This window comes from Gemmatimonas sp. UBA7669 (genome assembly GCF_002483225.1).
In the GTDB taxonomy this organism is placed as follows: Bacteria; Gemmatimonadota; Gemmatimonadetes; order Gemmatimonadales; family Gemmatimonadaceae; genus Gemmatimonas.
On record NZ_DLHL01000063.1, the window covers coordinates 1 to 16,647 of the forward strand.

The following is a 16,647-nucleotide window of genomic DNA, read 5'->3' on the forward strand; positions in this document are numbered from 1 at the left end:
TACCCGTTCCCATCCCGAACACGGTCGTCAAGCCTGACAGCGCCGATGGTACTCCGGGCGAGAGCTCGCGGGAGAGTAGGCCGTTGCCGGCACCCTTAGCAACGCCCCCGTCATACTCCGGTATGGCGGGGGTTTTGCGTTTGTGGCCGTTCAGTTTCCATGGCCCCTTTCCATCAAATGACGGTAGCGTCACCACGCGCCACCGTGTACCCTTCGACTCGCTTGAATCCCACCTCTGTCCCTTTCGCATGACCCGAGCTGGCATCGTTACCGTGGCTGGATTCCCGAACGCTGGGAAGTCCACGCTGCTCAATCGGCTGGTCGGGGAGAAGCTGGCAATCACCTCGAACAAGCCGCAGAGCACGCGGCATCGGGTGGTGGGTATTCGCACCGAGGGCGAGGCGCAAATGATCATCCTCGACACCCCCGGTCTGCTCGAGCCGCGCGATACCTTGCATAGCGCCATGCGGAACGCCGCCCTGGCGGCCGTTCGCGACGCCGATGTGCTGGTGCATGTCGTGGACGCCACAGGTAATATCCCCGGCTCCTTTGCCGAGGCGGCCCATCTGGAGCAGGCGCCGCGCGCCGTGGTGCTGCTGGCGCTCAACAAGGTGGATCTGCTCGATGCCGCGAGGCGCGAGGCGTTGACGCTGCGCTACCCTGAGGCCGTGCAGATCTCCGCCATCAAGGGCGAAGGCATGGAGCAGTTGGTGACAGCCATCACCGACAGATTGCCAACGAGTCCGTATTACTATCCGGACGATGAAATCTCCACGCAGCCCGTGCGGTTCTTCTGCGCGGAGTTCGTGCGAGAGACGGCCATGGAGCAGCTTGGCGACGAATTGCCACATGCGCTGGCGTGTGAAATCGAAGAGTATCGGGAAGGCTCGTCCCCGCTGTACATTCGGGCCGTCCTGCATGTTGAACGTGAAAGTCAGAAGCGCATCGTGATCGGAGCCAACGGACAACAGATCAAGAAGTTGGGCAAGAGCGCGCGAGCCAAGATCGAGCGCTTTGTTGGCCAGCCGGTCTATCTCGACCTCTGGGTCAAGGTGTTGCCGAATTGGCGACGCAACCGCGGTGCGGTCATGCGACTTGGGTACGGCGACCCCAACTCGCGCGCGTGATGCGGTCCTCTGGCAAACGCGCGTGCCGGGATGTGCTGCAGGCTCTCGGCGCGGCTTTCCTTCTTGCTGCAGCGCCCATGTCGCTTGCTGCGCAGAGCGGTGGACTCTTTCTGCTGGCGCCATTCGGTTCGCGTGCCGTGGGCAGCGGTGAAGCCGTGGCCGCCGACACCGCGCTGGGCACTGAGGCCATGTGGTGGAATCCCGCGGCGCTGGCGCGACTGAACAAGCGCGAGCTGGCCGTGCACAACTCGGCGACCATCGTCGCCAACAGCAACATGCTGGCCTTCTCGGTGCCCTCCAAGGTCCTGGGCACACTGGCCGCGTCGGCGTATCTCGTGGACTATGGCGACCAGGAGAACACGGACAATCAGGGCAACATTCTTGGCACCATCACCAATCGCAATTACCAACTCGCGGTGTCGTATGCCACGCCCGTGGGCAAGGCCTTCAGCGCAGGACTGACGTACAAGTTCGTGATGTTGCGCTTCGCCTGTACCGGGATTTGTGGTTCTGTGCCCGTACTCTCCGGCTCAACCAGTGCCCTGGATCTCGGGGCGCAGTATGTCCTGCCGACCCGTCTGCCGATCACGGTGGGCCTGTCGGTACGCAACGTAGGCCCCGCCCTGCAAATCCGTGATGCAGAGCAGGCCGATCCGCTGCCGCGTGTGGTGCAGGGCGGTGTGCGCACCCGTGTGCCCATCAAGGCGCTGGCAGATCGTGAGGCGTCGCTTGAAGTGAGCGGCGACCTCATGAGCGCATCCGCAATTGGCGGTGCGGCGGCTGGGGTGGGGGCGGTGCTCGGCTACAAGGACGTGCTGTTCCTGCGTGGCGGCTACAAGATGCAGGAAGGGCAGGGACGCGGACCGTCGATTGGGTTTGGCATTCAACGCGGGGCATTCGGCCTCGACATCGCCCGTCGCTTCGATGCGTTCTCGTCGTCGCTGGTGGGTCAGCCGCCCACGTACGTCACGCTGCGGACGCGATTCTGATGCGCGCACGGCTGTCCTGGCAGGCTGCGCGACGGCTCGGCCTCGGCATCGTGTGCTGCGCGGCGACGCTGCCGGCACAGGCGCCGGTGGCGCTGCGTCGAGAGATGCCGTCGGTGACGCAATCGCTCGTAACGCCGCTCGTATCGCCGCGCGTATCGCCGCTCGCGTCAACGCTTGCCCCGCCGCAGGCCTGGCGTGCGGACTCGCTGAAGGCCCCCTGGTGGGCCCCACTGGCTTCGCTGGCCATCCCCGGCAGTGGACAGTATGCCCTGGGCCAGCAGCGCAGTGTCGCCTATCTGGTGGCCGAGGGCTTTCTGATCGTGCAGTACTTCTCCGCACTGCGCGACGGAAACCGGGAACGCGATACCTATCGGTCGATTGCCGCTGAGGTGGCCCGCCAGCCCTTTGCGGGACCCAAGCCGCTGGGCACATGGGATTACTACGAGACCATGCAGCACTTCCTCGAAAGCGGCGTCTACGACCGCGTTCCTGGGGGCGCCGTTGATCCCGAAATGGACCCGACCACCTACAACGGGGCTCGCTGGCAACTGGCGCGCGAGACGTACTGGCGGGACCCGGACAATGCGCCGCCGGTGGCCAGCCCCGAGTACCAGCGGGCTCTCGCCTTTTACCTCCAGTACGCCGTCACGGACGAGTACCGCTGGAGCTGGCGTGATGCCCAGCTCCAGCAGGATGTCTACAGGCAGACCATCAACTCGGCCAACCGCAGCTACCAGCGGGCGGTGAACTACCTCGGTGTGGTGGCCGTGAACCATCTGGCCAGCCTCGTGGACGCGTATGTGAGCGTCCGGGTCCGCCGCTTTGGCGGGGTGGCTGGGGTGGCCGTTGGGGACGTCAAGACGCGCTATGTGCCCATGGGCGACCCGGCCAACGGTCAAGGAGCCTGGCAGGCGGGTGTCTCCCTGCGACGGACGCGCTAGCCCAGCCATCCCCCCAGGGCAACGTTTGGGCAACGCGTGAGCAAAGTGTGAGCAAAGTGTGAGCAAAGTGTGACGCTCCGCACGCCGTGCCAAATGCCCGAAGTTGATCGTCCATAGGTTACGGCCCTTATTGGACCGATCCTCCGTTCCGCCGGGCGCTGTCCGGCGGGGCCGGTTTCGTGCCCGCTTCTCCGACTCCGCATGACCGCCACACCAGACGACCAGAGCGCGATGATTCTCACGCGACGCGTGGTCGACCCGTTGTGGCTGACGGAGTTTCTGACCGACGCGACGCGTGGTTGCCTGCGCACGGACCGGGCCGACCTCATCGTCGCAGGCTCCCTCAAGTCGCGGCCGCGTGTCATCGTGCTTGATGCCTCAACGATGGCCGGGGCCGGCGATGCCGGGGCGGACGCAACCACCGATGCTGCCTGGCTGGACGAGGCGCTGGCGGCCTGCCGTCGGCTCAAGCGCGACGCCTTCACGGGAATCATCCCGGTGCTCATGCTGGTGCCCGAAGCGGGTTTGGCGGCCGCCTTTGAGGCGGGGGCGGACGAAGTGCTCCGCGACGATGTGCCGGCCGAGGAAGCGGCCACCCGCGTGCGGGTCATGCTGCGCCGGAGCGACCGTGACGTGGATGTGCACCCGTCTACGCGTCTACCGGGCGCCCGCGAGATTGCTGCGGAGTTGGCCAGACGCGTTGCCAGTGGCGAGAAGTTCGCGGCCTGTTATGCCGATCTCGATCACTTCAAGGAATTCAACGATCGCTACGGCTACCACCAGGGTGACAAGGTCATCCAACTGGTGGCCCGCATTCTCCACGACGTGGTGAAGGGCTGGTGCGGGGCCGAGGGCTTTGTGGGGCACATCGGCGGTGATGACTTCTTGTTCACCATCCCACTCGCGGCCGTCTCGCGCGTGTGCGATGATATCGTGCAGGTCTTCGACGAATTGGTGACCTGGCAGTATTCCGAGCAGGACCGCCGCGTGGGATATTTCTTTGGCAAGGATCGCCGAGGACAGTTGCACCGCGTGCCCCTGATGACGTTGTCGGTGGGCGTGGTCACCAATCAGCGGCGTCATTTCACGCGGGCAATCGAGGTCAGCGAGTTGGCGACGGAGATGAAGAGCTACGCAAAGACGTTACCGGGTTCGGTGTGGGCAGTGGATCGTCGTCGTGATGAGCAGACGCCGGCCTTCACGCCCGCCATCCCCGACTCCCGTGTTCGCGGTGACACCCGCTCGGCCGGAGGTGCCGCGTGAACGTCAGTTGCCCGGAGTGCCGTTCGGTGTTTCGCGTGGATCCGGCCAAGGTGCCGGCCACCGGTGTACGCGCCCGCTGCAGCGTGTGCGGCGGCGTGATTGCGATAAGCGGCGGCACATTGCCGGTGTCCATCACGCCGGCCAACGCCGCGGCCGCCGTGCCGGCCTTTGGTGGTGGTGCCTCGCGCGCTACCCCTGCCCGCGGAGTGGCCGCCAGCGCGACGCCGGCGGCCGTTGCGCCGGTGTCTGCCCCACGCAACACCCCGGTGTATGCGCCGCCGCTGCGCAGCGCGACGCCGCAGTCCTCGCCCGCGCTGGTGCCCCAGTCGCCGTCCATGACGCCGAGGGCTACGCCGAGTTTGACGCCAAGGGCGACGCCCGCCCAGGACGCGCCACCGGCGCCACGTCGTTTCGGCACGCCGCGTTCCGCCACGCCGGTGGTGTCGCCGCGGATCGGCACGCCGGCCGCGGGCACACCAGCGGCCGGCATGGCTGCACGGGCCACCCCCGTCGCCGGCACGCCAGCGGCGGGCCGTCGACCCATCAATCCCTTCCTCAAGGCGGATCCCGCCGAGCGGGCGCGGCGTCTGGCGCGGGCCCTGGTCAGTGACCTCGTGGCGTATCAGCCGAAGAAGCGCGAGGAGGGGCTGCGCGACGGCACACTGCGGCAATTGTTCCGCGAGGAAATCAAGAAGAGCTACGAGGAGTATGTAGAGCAGGTGGGTCGGGACGTAGCGGAGCAGTCGCCGCATTTCCAGGACGCCCTCAACGACATTCTTGCTGGCGGACGCCGCCTCTTCTGAACCCGGCGGGAACACGCGCCCCCGACTGTCGGGACGCGCGTGGACCCGATAGCTTGCAAAGGTTCGAGGCAGGTCATGCAGCAGGCACATCCCGGGCCGCTTTCCCCTGCGGAAAGCGGCTCGCGTCGTACGTGGAGGCGACAATGCAGGACGGCGAACGCCTGAAGGTGCTCGCGCGGGCTGAAGAACGGCTCGCGGACATGCGGAGGTATCTTTGACGTCGAGAGCAAGCGCTCGACGCTGAACGCATACGAAGAAGAGATGGCCGACGCGGCTTTCTGGAACGACCAGGAGCATGCGCGCGACATCGTTCAGCAGGTCAAGGTATTGAAGGGGTGGGTGGAACCCACCGAATCGCTGACGTCGCGCATCGCGAGTGCGCGCGAACTCGACGAACTGCTGGCGATGGAGCCGGACGCGGGCATGAACGCCGACCTCGATGCGGAAGTGGAGCGCATTGTGGTGGAGCTCGATGCCTTCGAGCTCAAGTCGCTGCTCCGCGGCAAGGACGATTTCCGCGACGCGCAGGTCGAAATTTCGGCGGGTGCCGGTGGCACGGAGGCCCAGGACTGGGCCAGCATGCTGCTGCGTCTCTACACGCGCTGGGCCGAACGCAAGGGTTTCGAGATCGAGATGCTCGACTTGTCCGAGGGCGAAGAAGCCGGGATCAAGGGCGCCGTCCTCGAAATCAAGGGACAGTTCGCCTATGGCTTCCTGCGCCCCGAGTCCGGGGTGCATCGTCTCGTGCGAATTTCACCGTTCGACTCGCAGGCGCGTCGCCACACGAGTTTTGCATCGGTCTTCGTGTATCCGGTGGTGAACGAGGAGATCAACATCGAGATCCGCGAAGAGGATCTCCGGATCGACGTGTATCGTGCCTCGGGTGCCGGTGGGCAGCACGTCAACAAGACCTCGTCGGCCGTGCGCATCACGCACTTGCCCACGGGCATCGTGTGTGCCTCGCAGCAGGAACGCTCGCAGTTCAAGAACAAGGCCACGGCGATGAAGCAGCTCAAGAATCGCCTGTATCAGCTCGAGGCGGAGAAGCAGGCGGCGGTGAAGGCCGCGTTCGACGCCAACAAGCAGGATGTGACGTTCGGCAGTCAAATCCGCAGCTACGTCTTCCAGCCCTACACGATGGTCAACGACCACCGCACCGAGCTCAAGATCGCCGACGTGCAGAAAGTGATGGACGGCGACATCGATCCGTTCATCCAGGCCTACCTCAAGCAGGAGAGCGCCGCTGGCGCCGAGGGAGGCGTGGCGTGAGTGAAGAACTGAACTTCCTGATGCAGGCTCGGCGCGAGAAGCTCGACCGCTTGCGGGCGGCTGGCGTGGAACCCTTTGGGTACTCGTTCGATCGCACGCACACGGCGGCGGAAGCCGTGGCGGCATTGGGCAGCAGCGAAGAGGGTCCGGAGGTCACCGTAGCCGGTCGTCTCGTGTCGTGGCGCAGCCAAGGCAAGACGGCGTTCGCGCACCTGGCTGACATGGACGGCCGTGTGCAGTTGTACTTCCGCAAAGACGAAATCGGCGACGCGGCCTTCGCGCAGCTGGGCGATTACGACCTGGGCGACTGGGTGGGCGTGCGTGGCACGATGATGCGCACGCGCACGGGCGAGGCCACGATCAAGGTGGTGCAGGTGGAATTGCTGTCCAAGTCACTGCGTCCGCTGCCGTTGGGCAAGGAGCAGGTGGTGGACGGGCAGCTCGTGCGCTATTCGGCCTTCAGTGATACCGAGCAGCGCGCGCGGCAGCGCTATGCGGACCTCGCGGTGCATCCCGAAGTGCGGGCGCTGTTCCGTGCCCGCTCGGTGCTCACGCGCGCCATCCGCTCGCACCTCGATGGCCTGGGGTACCTCGAAGTGGAGACGCCGGTGTTGCAGCCGCTGTACGGCGGTGCCGCGGCGCGTCCCTTCATCACGCACCACAACACGCTCGACATGCCGCTGTATCTGCGCATTGCCGACGAGTTGTACCTGAAGCGCCTCATCGTGGGCGGCTTCGAGCGCGTGTACGAGATCGGCCACGACTTCCGCAACGAAGGCATCGACCGGACGCACAATCCGGAGTTCACGATGCTCGAGTTTTACGAGGCGTTTGCCGACTACACCACCATGATGGAGCGGGTGGAGTCGCTGCTGGTGGCCGCCTCCGATGCGGTGCGTGCCATTCCCATCGTGGGTGAGAAGGTGCCGCAGCTGGTGACGCCGTTCCCGCGCATTGAGTGGGTGCCCAGTCTGTCGAAGGCGGCGGGTGCCGACGTCATGGCGGCCAGCGATGCCGAGTTGCGAAGCATGGCCGAGCGCATTGGTGTGTCCAAGGTGTCCACCCTGAGTCGGCCCAAGCTGCTCGACGAGATGTTCCAGGAACTCGTGGAGTCGCGCATCGATACACCGACGTTCGTGGTGGATTATCCGAAGGAACTCTCGCCGCTGGCCAAGCCCAAGCGCGGTGGCCCGGAAGGCATCACGGAGCGCTTCGAGCTGTTTGCCAAGGGCAAGGAACTGGCCAACGCCTTCTCCGAGCTCAACGACCCCATCGATCAGCGCGAGCGCTTCGAGGCGCAGGCGGCGCTGCGTGCCGCGGGTGACGACGAGGCGAGCGGTGTGGACGAGGATTATCTGCGCGCGATGGAGTACGGCATGCCGCCCACGGGCGGCGTGGGCATCGGCATCGACCGGTTGTTCATGTACCTCACGGACACGCACAACATTCGCGATGTGATCCTGTTCCCCACCATGCGGCCGGAGTAGTCGCATGCGTGCGCTCGAGATGGCGATTGCCTGGCGTTACCTGCGCAGTCGGCGCGGGTCGCGGCTGTTGTCGCTCAGTAGCGTCATATCCATCGCTGGCGTCGTGGTGGGCGTTTCGGCGCTCATCATCGTGATGGGGGTGATGAGTGGGTTGCAGTACTATCTCCGCGAACGCATCCTCGTGGGCAGTCCTGATGTGCGCGTGCTGCCGTATGGGGACGACATGCGGCTGCGAGACTGGCAGCCGGTCCTGGAGCAAGTGCGTCGTGCGCCCGGTGTGGAACGCGCCGCGCCCTTTGTGCAAACGCAAGCGCTGGTGCGCAACTTGCGCGGGTATCCGACGGGTGCGCAGGTGGTGGGACTGCCACCTGCCGGCGACGGCGAAGTCACCGCCATACGGCAGCAGGCCATTCTGGGGGAGTTCGCGTTCCGCCGCGAAGGCGTGGACCTGCCGGGTGTGGTATTGGGCCGCTTGCTGGCGTCCAAGCTGAACGCGTTCCCCGGTGACACGGTGGTGCTCTACGGTGTCGGCACGCAGGAGATCAACGCGTCCACCGGCATGCTCATCCCGGGCTACGATTCACTGGTGGTGACCGGGCTCTTCGAAACGGGTCTGTACGACTACGACGATGGCTGGGCCTATGTCTCGCTGGAGGCGGCGCAGCGATTCTCTGGGTTTGGCGAGGATGTGACGGGCATCGAAGTCAAGACTGCCGATCGCAACGCAGCGCCGGCGGTCGCCGACACACTGCGCGCCACATTGACAGCGCCGGTGCGGGCGATTTCGTGGCAGGAGCACAATCGCTCGTTCTTTCAGGCCCTCAGTCTCGAGAAGCTGGGCATGGGCTTCATTCTGCTGCTGATATTTGTGGTGGCAGCATTCAACATCGTCAGCACACTGACCATGGTCGTGTCGGACAAGACCCGTGAGATCGGCATTCTGCGTGCCATGGGCCTGTCGGCGACGTCTGTGCGTCGGGTCTTTCTCTGGCAGGGCGTGGTCATTGGGGCGGTCGGCACGGTGGGCGGATTGGTGCTCGGCATCAGCCTTGCCTGGCTGCTGGAGGCCAAGCAGTTGATCGCCCTCGATCCGTCGGTGTACCTCATCGATCATCTGCCGGTGAGGCTCGATATCCCAGACATCGTGCTCATTGTCGGTGTCAGTTTCGTGGTCTCCACCCTCGCGACCCTGTATCCGGCCGCACAAGCGGCCCGCCTCTACCCGGTGGAGGCCATTCGCCATGAGTGAGACCGCTCAGCAAGCCCAAGGCGCTGTGGCCCCAGTGGTGGCAGCCGAGGGTGTGGTCATGGAGTACCGCGGCGGCGATGGCATGATTCTGCGCGTGCTCGATGAGGTCGCCATCGAGGTACAGCGCGGCGAGATGGTGGCCATCGTGGGGGAGAGCGGGGCCGGCAAGAGCACCCTGTTGCATGTGCTGGGGGCGTTGGACCGCCCGACGGCCGGCCGGGTGCGCCTGGATGGTCAGGCGGTGGAAACCCTCAGTGACGAAGCGGTGGACGCGCTGCGCAACCGGACGGTGGGCTTCGTTTTCCAGTTCCACCATCTCCTGCGCGAATTCTCGGCTATCGAGAACGTCATGATGCCGCTGAGGATTAGTGGAATGGAGGAGGCCGAGGCCCGGGAACGGGCGGCCGGTCTGTTGGCCCGCGTGGGGCTGGGGGAGCGCCTGCATCACCGGCCGGCGGCCATGTCGGGCGGAGAGCAGCAGCGTACGGCGGTGGCGCGGGCCCTGGCAGCCCGCCCGGCGGTGCTGCTGGCAGATGAACCAAGTGGCAATCTCGACCGTTACAACGCTGAGCGGTTGCACGACCTGTTTGCGGAACTGGCCCGCGAGCAGTCTCTGGGGTTGGTGGTAGTCACCCACAACCAGAGTCTGGCGGCACGGGCCGATCGAGTGCTTTCGTTGGTGGGAGGACGGTTGGTGGAGTCGGATGTCCGGGGGGACGGCTGATGCTGTGCGACAGCTGCAAGGAACGGGATGCGGTGGTGCACCTGACGCGGATCGTGGATAACGCGGTCACGCAGTTGCATCTCTGCGAAAAGTGCGCGGCGGCGAAGGGCGTGGAGACCACGCTTTCGGTGCCGCAGCACCCGTTGGGTGACATTCTGCAGGCGGTGCAGCAGCAGGCGCCCAGCACAAGTGAAGACGCGGCGGCCTGCGCGTTCTGCGGAGCCACGGCGCGTGATTTCCGCGCCAGTGGCCGGCTGGGTTGCGCGCACTGCTACGATGCCATGGAGCACAGCCTGCGCGAGTTGCTGCGGCGGCTGCATGGCAGCTCGCGTCATGTGGGTCAGCGTTACGATGCGCCGGTCACCCATGTGCTGGAGAAACCGGACACGCTGCACGACTTGCGGGACCGTCTGCGCCGCGCCGTCGAGGCGGAGCAGTTCGAACTGGCGGCGTCGCTCCGCGACCGCATTCGCCAGTTGGAGACGGAAACCGTATGACGAGTCCGCGCCCCGAGCTCGACTTGTCACTGCTGCCCGATGGTGGTGTGCAGTGGCTGGATGCATCGGGCCCCAATAGCGACGTGGTGATCTCCACTCGCATGCGATTGGCGCGCAACGTGAGCGGTTATGCGTTCACCGGACGGGCCCGCGATGGCGAGCGACTGCGTTTGCTGGCCCAGGTGCGTGATGCGCTGGGCGGTGTGCCCACACTGCGCAGTTCGGTGCTGGTGCGCCTCGATGAACTGGAGGCGGTGGATCGCCAGCTGCTGCATGAGCGGCATCTGGTGAGCAAGGAACTGGCCGGCCTCGATCCGCAGCATCCGGTGCGCTCAGGTGCTGCGGCCTTTCTGGGTGAACAGGCCGGCTTGCTGGTCAACGAAGAGGATCACCTGCGGCTGCAGGCTTTGCGGTCGGGCTTCGCCGTGGCGGAGGCCTTCGGAGCCGTAACGCGGCTCGATCGTGAGCTGGGCGCGCAGCTGCCCTATGCCTATCACCGCGAGTTCGGATTCCTCACGGCCTGTCCGACCAATACGGGCACCGGATTGCGGGCCTCGGTGTTGATCCACTTGCCGGGACTGGTGCTGACCAAGGAAATCGGCAAGGTGCTGGCCGGCCTGCAGCAGATGGGCCTCACGTATCGCGGGTTGTACGGCGAGGGGAGTGAGGTTGTGGGCAACTTTTTCCAGTTGTCCAACCAGACCACGCTGGGACGATCGGAAGAGGAGTTGCAGGACCTGCTCGTGCGCGTCGTGCGTCATGTGATCGAGCGCGAGGAGGAAGCCCGTCGTGTGCTGGTGCGGGATGCGGGCTATATTATCGAGGACAAGTTGTGGCGCGCCTACGGCACATTGCGGTACGCCCGCAGTCTGACGTTCGACGAAGCCATGAACTACCTGAGTGGCGTGCGACTGGCGGTCGGTCTGAAACTGATCACCGGGCTCAGTGTATACACTCTCAACAAGCTCCTGATTTTTGCGCAGACGGCACACCTCTCCCATGGCGAGGGGCGGGTGCTGACGGATGGCGAAGCAAACCTGGCCCGTGCCCGCTATGTGCGGCAGGTCCTGGTGAGCGAAGGCGGTGGTGTCGAATGAACCGCTTCCCAACGACCCTGAGGGGACGATGAACGGCTACAACTTCACCGAGCGGGTGCGGAAGGTCCTGGCCATGGCGCGCGAAGAAGCCGCGCGACTGCACCATGAGTACGTGGGCACGGAGCACATCCTGCTCGGCCTGATCCGCGAGGGGGAAGGGGTTGCGGCAGCAGTGCTGCAGAACCTCAACGTCGATCTCGACGACGTGACCACCAAAATCGAGGATACGGTCAAGAAGGGGAAGGCGGCGCAGGCCACCGGCCCGGATCTGCCGTATACATCGCGCGCCAAGAAGGTGCTGGAATTGGCCATGGCCGAGGCGCGCGATCTCAACCACAGCTATGTCGGCACCGAGCACCTGCTGCTTGGCCTGCTCCGTGAGGAGAAGGGCATTGCCGCGCAGGTGTTGACGGACGCGGGCGTCAACCTCGAAGCGGCGCGCGCTGAAACGCTGCGCCTGCTCGGCACGGAAATGCCGCAGGGTGGCACACCGCCGGCCGCCGAAAAGGCGGGCAGCGGGGCACCGCCGTCGGCCGCGTCGTCCTCGTCGGCCAAGGGCGAGAAGAAGTCCAAGACGCCGGCACTCGACCACTTCTGCCGCGACCTCACGCAGCTGGCGGCCGAAGGGCAGCTCGATCCCACGATCGGGCGTGCCAAGGAAATCGAGCGCGTCATGGAAGTGCTCACGCGCCGCAAGAAGAACAATCCGGTGCTCATCGGCGAACCCGGTGTAGGCAAGACGGCCATCGTCGAAGGGCTGGCACAGCTCATCGCGAACGGCGACTGCCCCGATTCGCTGCGCGACAACCGCGTGCTGTCGCTGGACATGGCGGCGGTCATTGCGGGCACCAAGTATCGCGGTCAGTTCGAGGAGCGCCTCAAGGCGGTCATGAACGAGATCGCGCAGAACAAGCAGGTCATTCTGTTCATCGACGAGCTGCACACGCTGGTCGGTGCCGGAGCGGCCGAAGGCGCCATCGACGCCAGCAACATGCTCAAGCCGGCGCTGGCGCGCGGCGAGCTGCAGTGCGTCGGTGCGTCCACGCTCAACGAGTACCGCAAGTACATCGAGAAGGACGGTGCGCTCGAGCGTCGCTTCCAGACCGTGGTGGTCGATCCGCCGTCAATCGACGAGACCGTGCAGATTCTGCAGGGCCTGCGCAAGAAGTACGAGGATCACCACCGGGTGAACATCCCCGACGAAACGCTGTTGGCGGCGGCCAAGCTGTCGGAGCGCTACATCACCGATCGCTTCCTGCCGGACAAGGCCATCGACGTCATCGACGAGGCGGGTGCGCGCGCGCGCCTGGCCGCGCAGGTGCCGCCGGCGGAAGTGGCGGAGCTCAAGGAACAGCTCGAAAAGATCAACGCCGACAAGGAAGCGGCGGTCCGCGACCAGAACTTCGAGCGCGCGGCCTCGCTGCGTGACACGGAGCGCGAGCTGCAGGGCGAAATCCGTCGCAAGCAGGACGAGTGGGAGCAGCGGCGTCAGTCGTTCCGCCCCACGCTCGGCGAGGAAGAGATCTCCTTCATCGTAAGTCGCTGGACGGGCATTCCCGTTACGCGTCTGCAGGAAGCGGAGACGTCGCGCCTGTTGCGCATGGAAGACGAGCTGCACGGCACCGTGGTGGGCCAGGACGAGGCCATCAAGGCGCTCGCGCGGTCCATCCGCCGCAGCCGCGCCGGTCTCAAGGATCCGCGTCGCCCCATTGGCTCGTTCATCTTCTCGGGTCCCACGGGTGTCGGCAAGACCGAGCTGGCGCGTGCGCTGGCCAAGTTCATGTTCGCGGACGCCTCGGCGCTCATTCGCGTGGACATGAGCGAGTACATGGAGAAGTTTTCCGTCTCGCGTCTGATTGGTGCGCCGCCGGGTTATGTGGGCTACGAGGACTCGGGGACGCTCACCAAGGCCGTGCGCCGCAAGCCGTACAGCGTCATCCTGCTCGACGAAATCGAGAAGGCGCATCCGGATGTGTTCAACATCCTGCTGCAGGTGCTCGATGAGGGTCACCTCACCGACAACTACGGTCGCGTCATCGACTTCAAGAACACCGTGGTGATCATGACGTCCAACGTGGGCGCCAAGGACATCACCAAGGGCAAGTCGCTGGGCTTCGCGACCAACGATGCGCGTGGGGATTTCGAGCGCATTGCCGACAAGGTCAAGGAGGAGATGGGCCGGGTCTTCAATCCCGAGTTCCTGAACCGCCTGGACGACGTGATCGTGTTCCACCCGCTGGGCAAGGAGCACATCTCGCAGATCGTGTCCATTCTCTTCGCCGACGTACAGAAGCGTCTGGCCGAAGAGGAAATCACGATCAAGCTCACGGCGGAGGCCACGGAGTTCCTGGTCGACCATGGGCACGACGAGCACTTCGGTGCGCGTCCGCTCAAGCGGGCCATCCAGCGCTATGTCGAGGATCCGCTCTCGGAGAAGATTCTCACGGGCGAGTTCTCACGCGGCGACGATATCGAGGTGGCGGTATCCACGTCCGAGAAGGACAAGTTGGAGTTCCGCGTGCTCAGTCCGACCCCGCAGGCGTCCTGATTTTCGACGCCCCGGGGCGGGATTCCGGGGAAACGATCGCGCGGGACTTGGTGTCAAACGGCTGGCCCCTCTCAGGGCCGGCCGTTTGTGCGTCGGGCCAACGGGATGCCCGTTCGGCGGCGTGAAGAATGGCCCGCCAAGCCACCCCCTTCCGGGGGCGTCGCCCGCTATATTTCGAGGCTATGCTGAAACGCGTGTCCCAAAAACTGGTGCAGTGGGTGCTGCCGGCCGCGGCGGTCCTTGGTGCTTTCCTGGGAAGCCCGAGGACCCTTGAGGCGCAGGACGCGAGTGGACGATGTGCCACCGCCGATTCCGTGGTGGTGCGTGGCAATGTGCGGGTGGAAGCGTCGCGCATTCGGACCGAAGCCGGCATCACACCGGGTATGCAGCTCAGCTTTCCGCCGCTGCAGCGCGCCATCAAGGCGCTCTATCAGTTGGGCGAATTTGACGACGTTCAGATTCTTTGCGATCTGGAGACGGTGCCGGAGCGCGTGCTCACGGTCATCCAGGTGCGCGAGCGTGCGATTCTGGGCGATCTCAAGGTCACCGGGCCTTCGGCGTTGTCCGAGCGCTCCGTGTCGGACAAGATCGATCTTCTCATCGGCCGTCCCATTGATCCGCTGCAAGTCGCGCGTGCGCGCGCGCGCATTGACTCCACCTACGAAGCGGCGGGTTATTATCTCGCCGAGGTGAAGATCGATTCCACCGTCATGGACGACGGGCGCATTGCGCTGACGTACACGGTGGATGAGGGACGGCGCCTGGCCATCTCCGGCATCGACATCGTCGGCAATGACGCGGTGAAGGAGAAGGTTGTCGTGGGCGCCATGAAGACCAAGCCCGAGGGCTTCTGGTTCTTCCGCAAGGGTGAGTACGACGACGACAAGTACGTGGGCGATCTGGGCGAGCGCATTCCGCAGCTGTATGCGCGGCTCGGTCATGTGGACATGCGCATCACGCAGGACACACTCATTGTCGATCGTGAGCTCGGCAAGGGACTCGTCCGCATTGGGGTGGATGAGGGGCCCAAGTTCCGCGTGGGCAGCTTTGAGATCGCGGGCAACCGCCGGTTTCCCACCGATGCCCTGCGTCGTTTTTATCCCTTTGATGGGCAGGACCCCTCGCTCAGTCAGCGTCTCAAGGGGCTCATTCGCCGCCAGCCGGCAGCGCCTGAAGGCATCTTCGATCAGGCCAAGTGGGATGAGTCCATCGAGAAGCTGAACAACGAGTACCGCAACAACGGCTATCTGTATGCGCAGGTGCGGCCGGTGGTGGAGCGTCGCTATGAGGGGGCCGATTCGGTACCCACGGTGAACCTCCGCTGGGAAATCGACGAGCGGAATCCCGCCATCGTGAACCGCATCGAGATCATCGGCAACGACTACACGGCGGATGACTGCATTCGCCGACAGATCTTCCTGGTGCCCGGCGGCCCGTTCAATCAGGCGGCGCTGATTCGCAGCTACCAGAGCATCGGCAACATGAATTTCTTCGAGCAGCCGATGCCGTTCCCCGACTATCGCCCCATCAATGATCAGGGCGACGTGGACATTGTCTTCCGTGTGAAGGAGAAGCGCACGGGCAGCATCAACTTCGGCGCCAGCATGGGCCAGGGTGGCGTGGGCTTCGGCGGCTTCATCGGGCTCGAGCAGCCCAACCTGTTTGGCCTCTGCAAGTCGGGTCGCCTCAACTGGCAGTACGGCCGCTTCTTCAACGACTTCACGGCCACGTACACCGACCCCGCGCTGCGTGGCACCCGTCTGTCGGGCGCCCTCAGCGCCTATCGCACGCAGTCGCGCTTCATCGTCGGCAACCTGGGCCAGAACATCCGCACGGGTGGCCAGTTCCGCCTCGGCCTGCCGGTGCCCTGGTCGCTGTTCTCGAGCCTCGGTATTTCGTACAACGGTGAATCCGCCACGTTCACCTCGGGTACCATTCAGGGGAGCTGCTCGCGCAACTGCTTCCGCTCGAACCTGGGTCTCGAGTACACGTCGGATACGCGCGTGGACCTGCCGTTTGCCACGGAGGGCTCCATGAAGATGATCTCCACCGACTTCAGCGGCGGCCCGCTGGGGGGGACGGTCAACTTCCAGCGTGTCACTACGGAAATGCGGGCCTACTCGCTGCTGGGGCAGCTTGGTGGCGGCAACCCGGGCTCGCAGCCGATCAAGTTCACCATGGGCCTGACTGCCCGCGCTGGGGCCCTGTTCGGCAACTCGGGTCCGTTCTTCTTCCAGCAGCAGTTCGCCGTGGGTGGCGTGATGTTCGGTCAGCAGCTGCGTGGCTACCCGGAGTTCTCGATCACTCCGGGGGGCTTCAATCCGAATACGGACCAGTTCCGCTCGGACCCGGCCTCGTTCGGCAACGCCTTCATGACGATGACGGGGGAGATCGGCCTCCGCTTCAACCAGATGTTCTACGCGAACATCTTCGCCGACGCCGGCAACAACTGGGCCTCGGCCCGTCAGATCAACCCCACCCGCCTCTTCCGTTCTGCCGGATTCGGGGTATCTACCGTTACGCCCCTCGGTCCTCTGGGACTCGACATGGCGTACGGCTTCGATCGCACGACGGTGGACGTGCTGACGGGACGGATCCGCAAGGACCCCCGCTGGCAGTTCCACTTCCGGCTCGGTCAGCTCTTCTAAACCAG

General features: G+C 65.0%; 13 protein-coding genes and 1 rRNA gene. All 14 read left to right on the forward strand.

Annotated features, from left to right (window positions below):
* Positions 1-92, forward strand: a 5S ribosomal RNA gene (gene rrf / locus B2747_RS18845); the annotation flags it as partial.
* A gap of 156 nt (positions 93-248) precedes the next feature.
* Positions 249-1,127, forward strand: coding sequence for a GTPase Era (gene era / locus B2747_RS18850; RefSeq protein WP_291164706.1), 879 nt, complete (start codon positions 249-251; stop codon positions 1,125-1,127).
* Positions 1,128-1,204: 77 nt separating this feature from the next.
* A complete protein-coding gene (locus B2747_RS18855) occupies positions 1,205-2,116 on the forward strand; it encodes a PorV/PorQ family protein (protein WP_291164709.1) in 912 nt (303 codons plus the stop codon).
* Positions 2,116-3,057 (forward strand): hypothetical protein, encoded by a 942-nt coding sequence (locus B2747_RS18860; RefSeq protein WP_291164711.1) that lies wholly within the window; start codon positions 2,116-2,118, stop codon positions 3,055-3,057. Before B2747_RS18855 ends, B2747_RS18860 begins: the two co-directional genes overlap by 1 nt.
* A 201-nt stretch (positions 3,058-3,258) precedes the next feature.
* Positions 3,259-4,320, forward strand: coding sequence for a GGDEF domain-containing protein (locus B2747_RS18865; RefSeq protein ID WP_291164713.1), 1,062 nt, complete (start codon positions 3,259-3,261; stop codon positions 4,318-4,320).
* A complete protein-coding gene (locus B2747_RS18870) occupies positions 4,317-5,123 on the forward strand; it encodes a zinc-ribbon domain-containing protein (protein ID WP_291164716.1) in 807 nt (268 codons plus the stop codon). Before B2747_RS18865 ends, B2747_RS18870 begins: the two co-directional genes overlap by 4 nt.
* A 143-nt stretch (positions 5,124-5,266) precedes the next feature.
* Positions 5,267-6,392 (forward strand): peptide chain release factor 2 gene (gene prfB, locus B2747_RS18875; protein ID WP_343125931.1). Its coding sequence is split into 2 segments (ribosomal slippage): positions 5,267-5,329 and positions 5,331-6,392, totalling 1,125 coding nucleotides; the frame shifts between segments, so codons are not numbered across the junction.
* Between the two features lie 20 nt (positions 6,393-6,412).
* The gene (lysS, locus tag B2747_RS18880) at positions 6,413-7,879 is read left to right on the forward strand and encodes a lysine--tRNA ligase (RefSeq protein WP_414652209.1); all 1,467 of its coding nucleotides are present in this window, start codon (positions 6,413-6,415) and stop codon (positions 7,877-7,879) included.
* A 4-nt stretch (positions 7,880-7,883) separates the two neighbouring features.
* Positions 7,884-9,128 (forward strand): ABC transporter permease, encoded by a 1,245-nt coding sequence (locus B2747_RS18885; RefSeq protein ID WP_291164722.1) that lies wholly within the window; start codon positions 7,884-7,886, stop codon positions 9,126-9,128.
* The gene (locus B2747_RS18890) at positions 9,121-9,852 is read left to right on the forward strand and encodes an ABC transporter ATP-binding protein (RefSeq protein ID WP_291164725.1); all 732 of its coding nucleotides are present in this window, start codon (positions 9,121-9,123) and stop codon (positions 9,850-9,852) included. The genes B2747_RS18885 and B2747_RS18890 overlap by 8 nt, the downstream gene beginning before the upstream one ends.
* Positions 9,852-10,349 (forward strand): UvrB/UvrC motif-containing protein, encoded by a 498-nt coding sequence (locus tag B2747_RS18895; protein ID WP_291164728.1) that lies wholly within the window; start codon positions 9,852-9,854, stop codon positions 10,347-10,349. The genes B2747_RS18890 and B2747_RS18895 overlap by 1 nt, the downstream gene beginning before the upstream one ends.
* Entirely contained in the window at positions 10,346-11,446 is a 1,101-nt protein-coding gene (locus B2747_RS18900) for a protein arginine kinase (RefSeq protein WP_291164731.1), read from the forward strand. The genes B2747_RS18895 and B2747_RS18900 overlap by 4 nt, the downstream gene beginning before the upstream one ends.
* Before the next feature lie 28 nt (positions 11,447-11,474).
* Positions 11,475-13,994 (forward strand): ATP-dependent Clp protease ATP-binding subunit, encoded by a 2,520-nt coding sequence (locus B2747_RS18905; protein WP_291164733.1) that lies wholly within the window; start codon positions 11,475-11,477, stop codon positions 13,992-13,994.
* 194 nt (positions 13,995-14,188) lie between these two features.
* Complete coding sequence (gene bamA, locus B2747_RS18910) at positions 14,189-16,642, forward strand: outer membrane protein assembly factor BamA (protein ID WP_291164735.1); 2,454 nt, start codon at positions 14,189-14,191, stop codon at positions 16,640-16,642.
* The last annotated feature ends 5 nt before the right edge of the window (positions 16,643-16,647 follow it).

What these genes read in the sequence shown, in the direction of transcription:
- B2747_RS18860 (WP_291164711.1), top strand. Translation starts at nt 2,116, where the DNA reads ATGCGCGCACGGCTGTCCTGGCAGGCTGCGCGACGGCTCGGCCTCGGC.
- B2747_RS18890 (WP_291164725.1), top strand. Translation starts at nt 9,121, where the DNA reads ATGAGTGAGACCGCTCAGCAAGCCCAAGGCGCTGTGGCCCCAGTGGTG.
- B2747_RS18900 (WP_291164731.1), top strand. Translation starts at nt 10,346, where the DNA reads ATGACGAGTCCGCGCCCCGAGCTCGACTTGTCACTGCTGCCCGATGGT.
- B2747_RS18855 (WP_291164709.1), top strand. Translation starts at nt 1,205, where the DNA reads ATGTCGCTTGCTGCGCAGAGCGGTGGACTCTTTCTGCTGGCGCCATTC.
- B2747_RS18885 (WP_291164722.1), top strand. Translation starts at nt 7,884, where the DNA reads ATGCGTGCGCTCGAGATGGCGATTGCCTGGCGTTACCTGCGCAGTCGG.
- B2747_RS18895 (WP_291164728.1), top strand. Translation starts at nt 9,852, where the DNA reads ATGCTGTGCGACAGCTGCAAGGAACGGGATGCGGTGGTGCACCTGACG.
- B2747_RS18905 (WP_291164733.1), top strand. Translation starts at nt 11,475, where the DNA reads ATGAACGGCTACAACTTCACCGAGCGGGTGCGGAAGGTCCTGGCCATG.
- lysS (WP_414652209.1), top strand. Translation starts at nt 6,413, where the DNA reads ATGCAGGCTCGGCGCGAGAAGCTCGACCGCTTGCGGGCGGCTGGCGTG.
- era (WP_291164706.1), top strand. Translation starts at nt 249, where the DNA reads ATGACCCGAGCTGGCATCGTTACCGTGGCTGGATTCCCGAACGCTGGG.
- B2747_RS18865 (WP_291164713.1), top strand. Translation starts at nt 3,259, where the DNA reads ATGACCGCCACACCAGACGACCAGAGCGCGATGATTCTCACGCGACGC.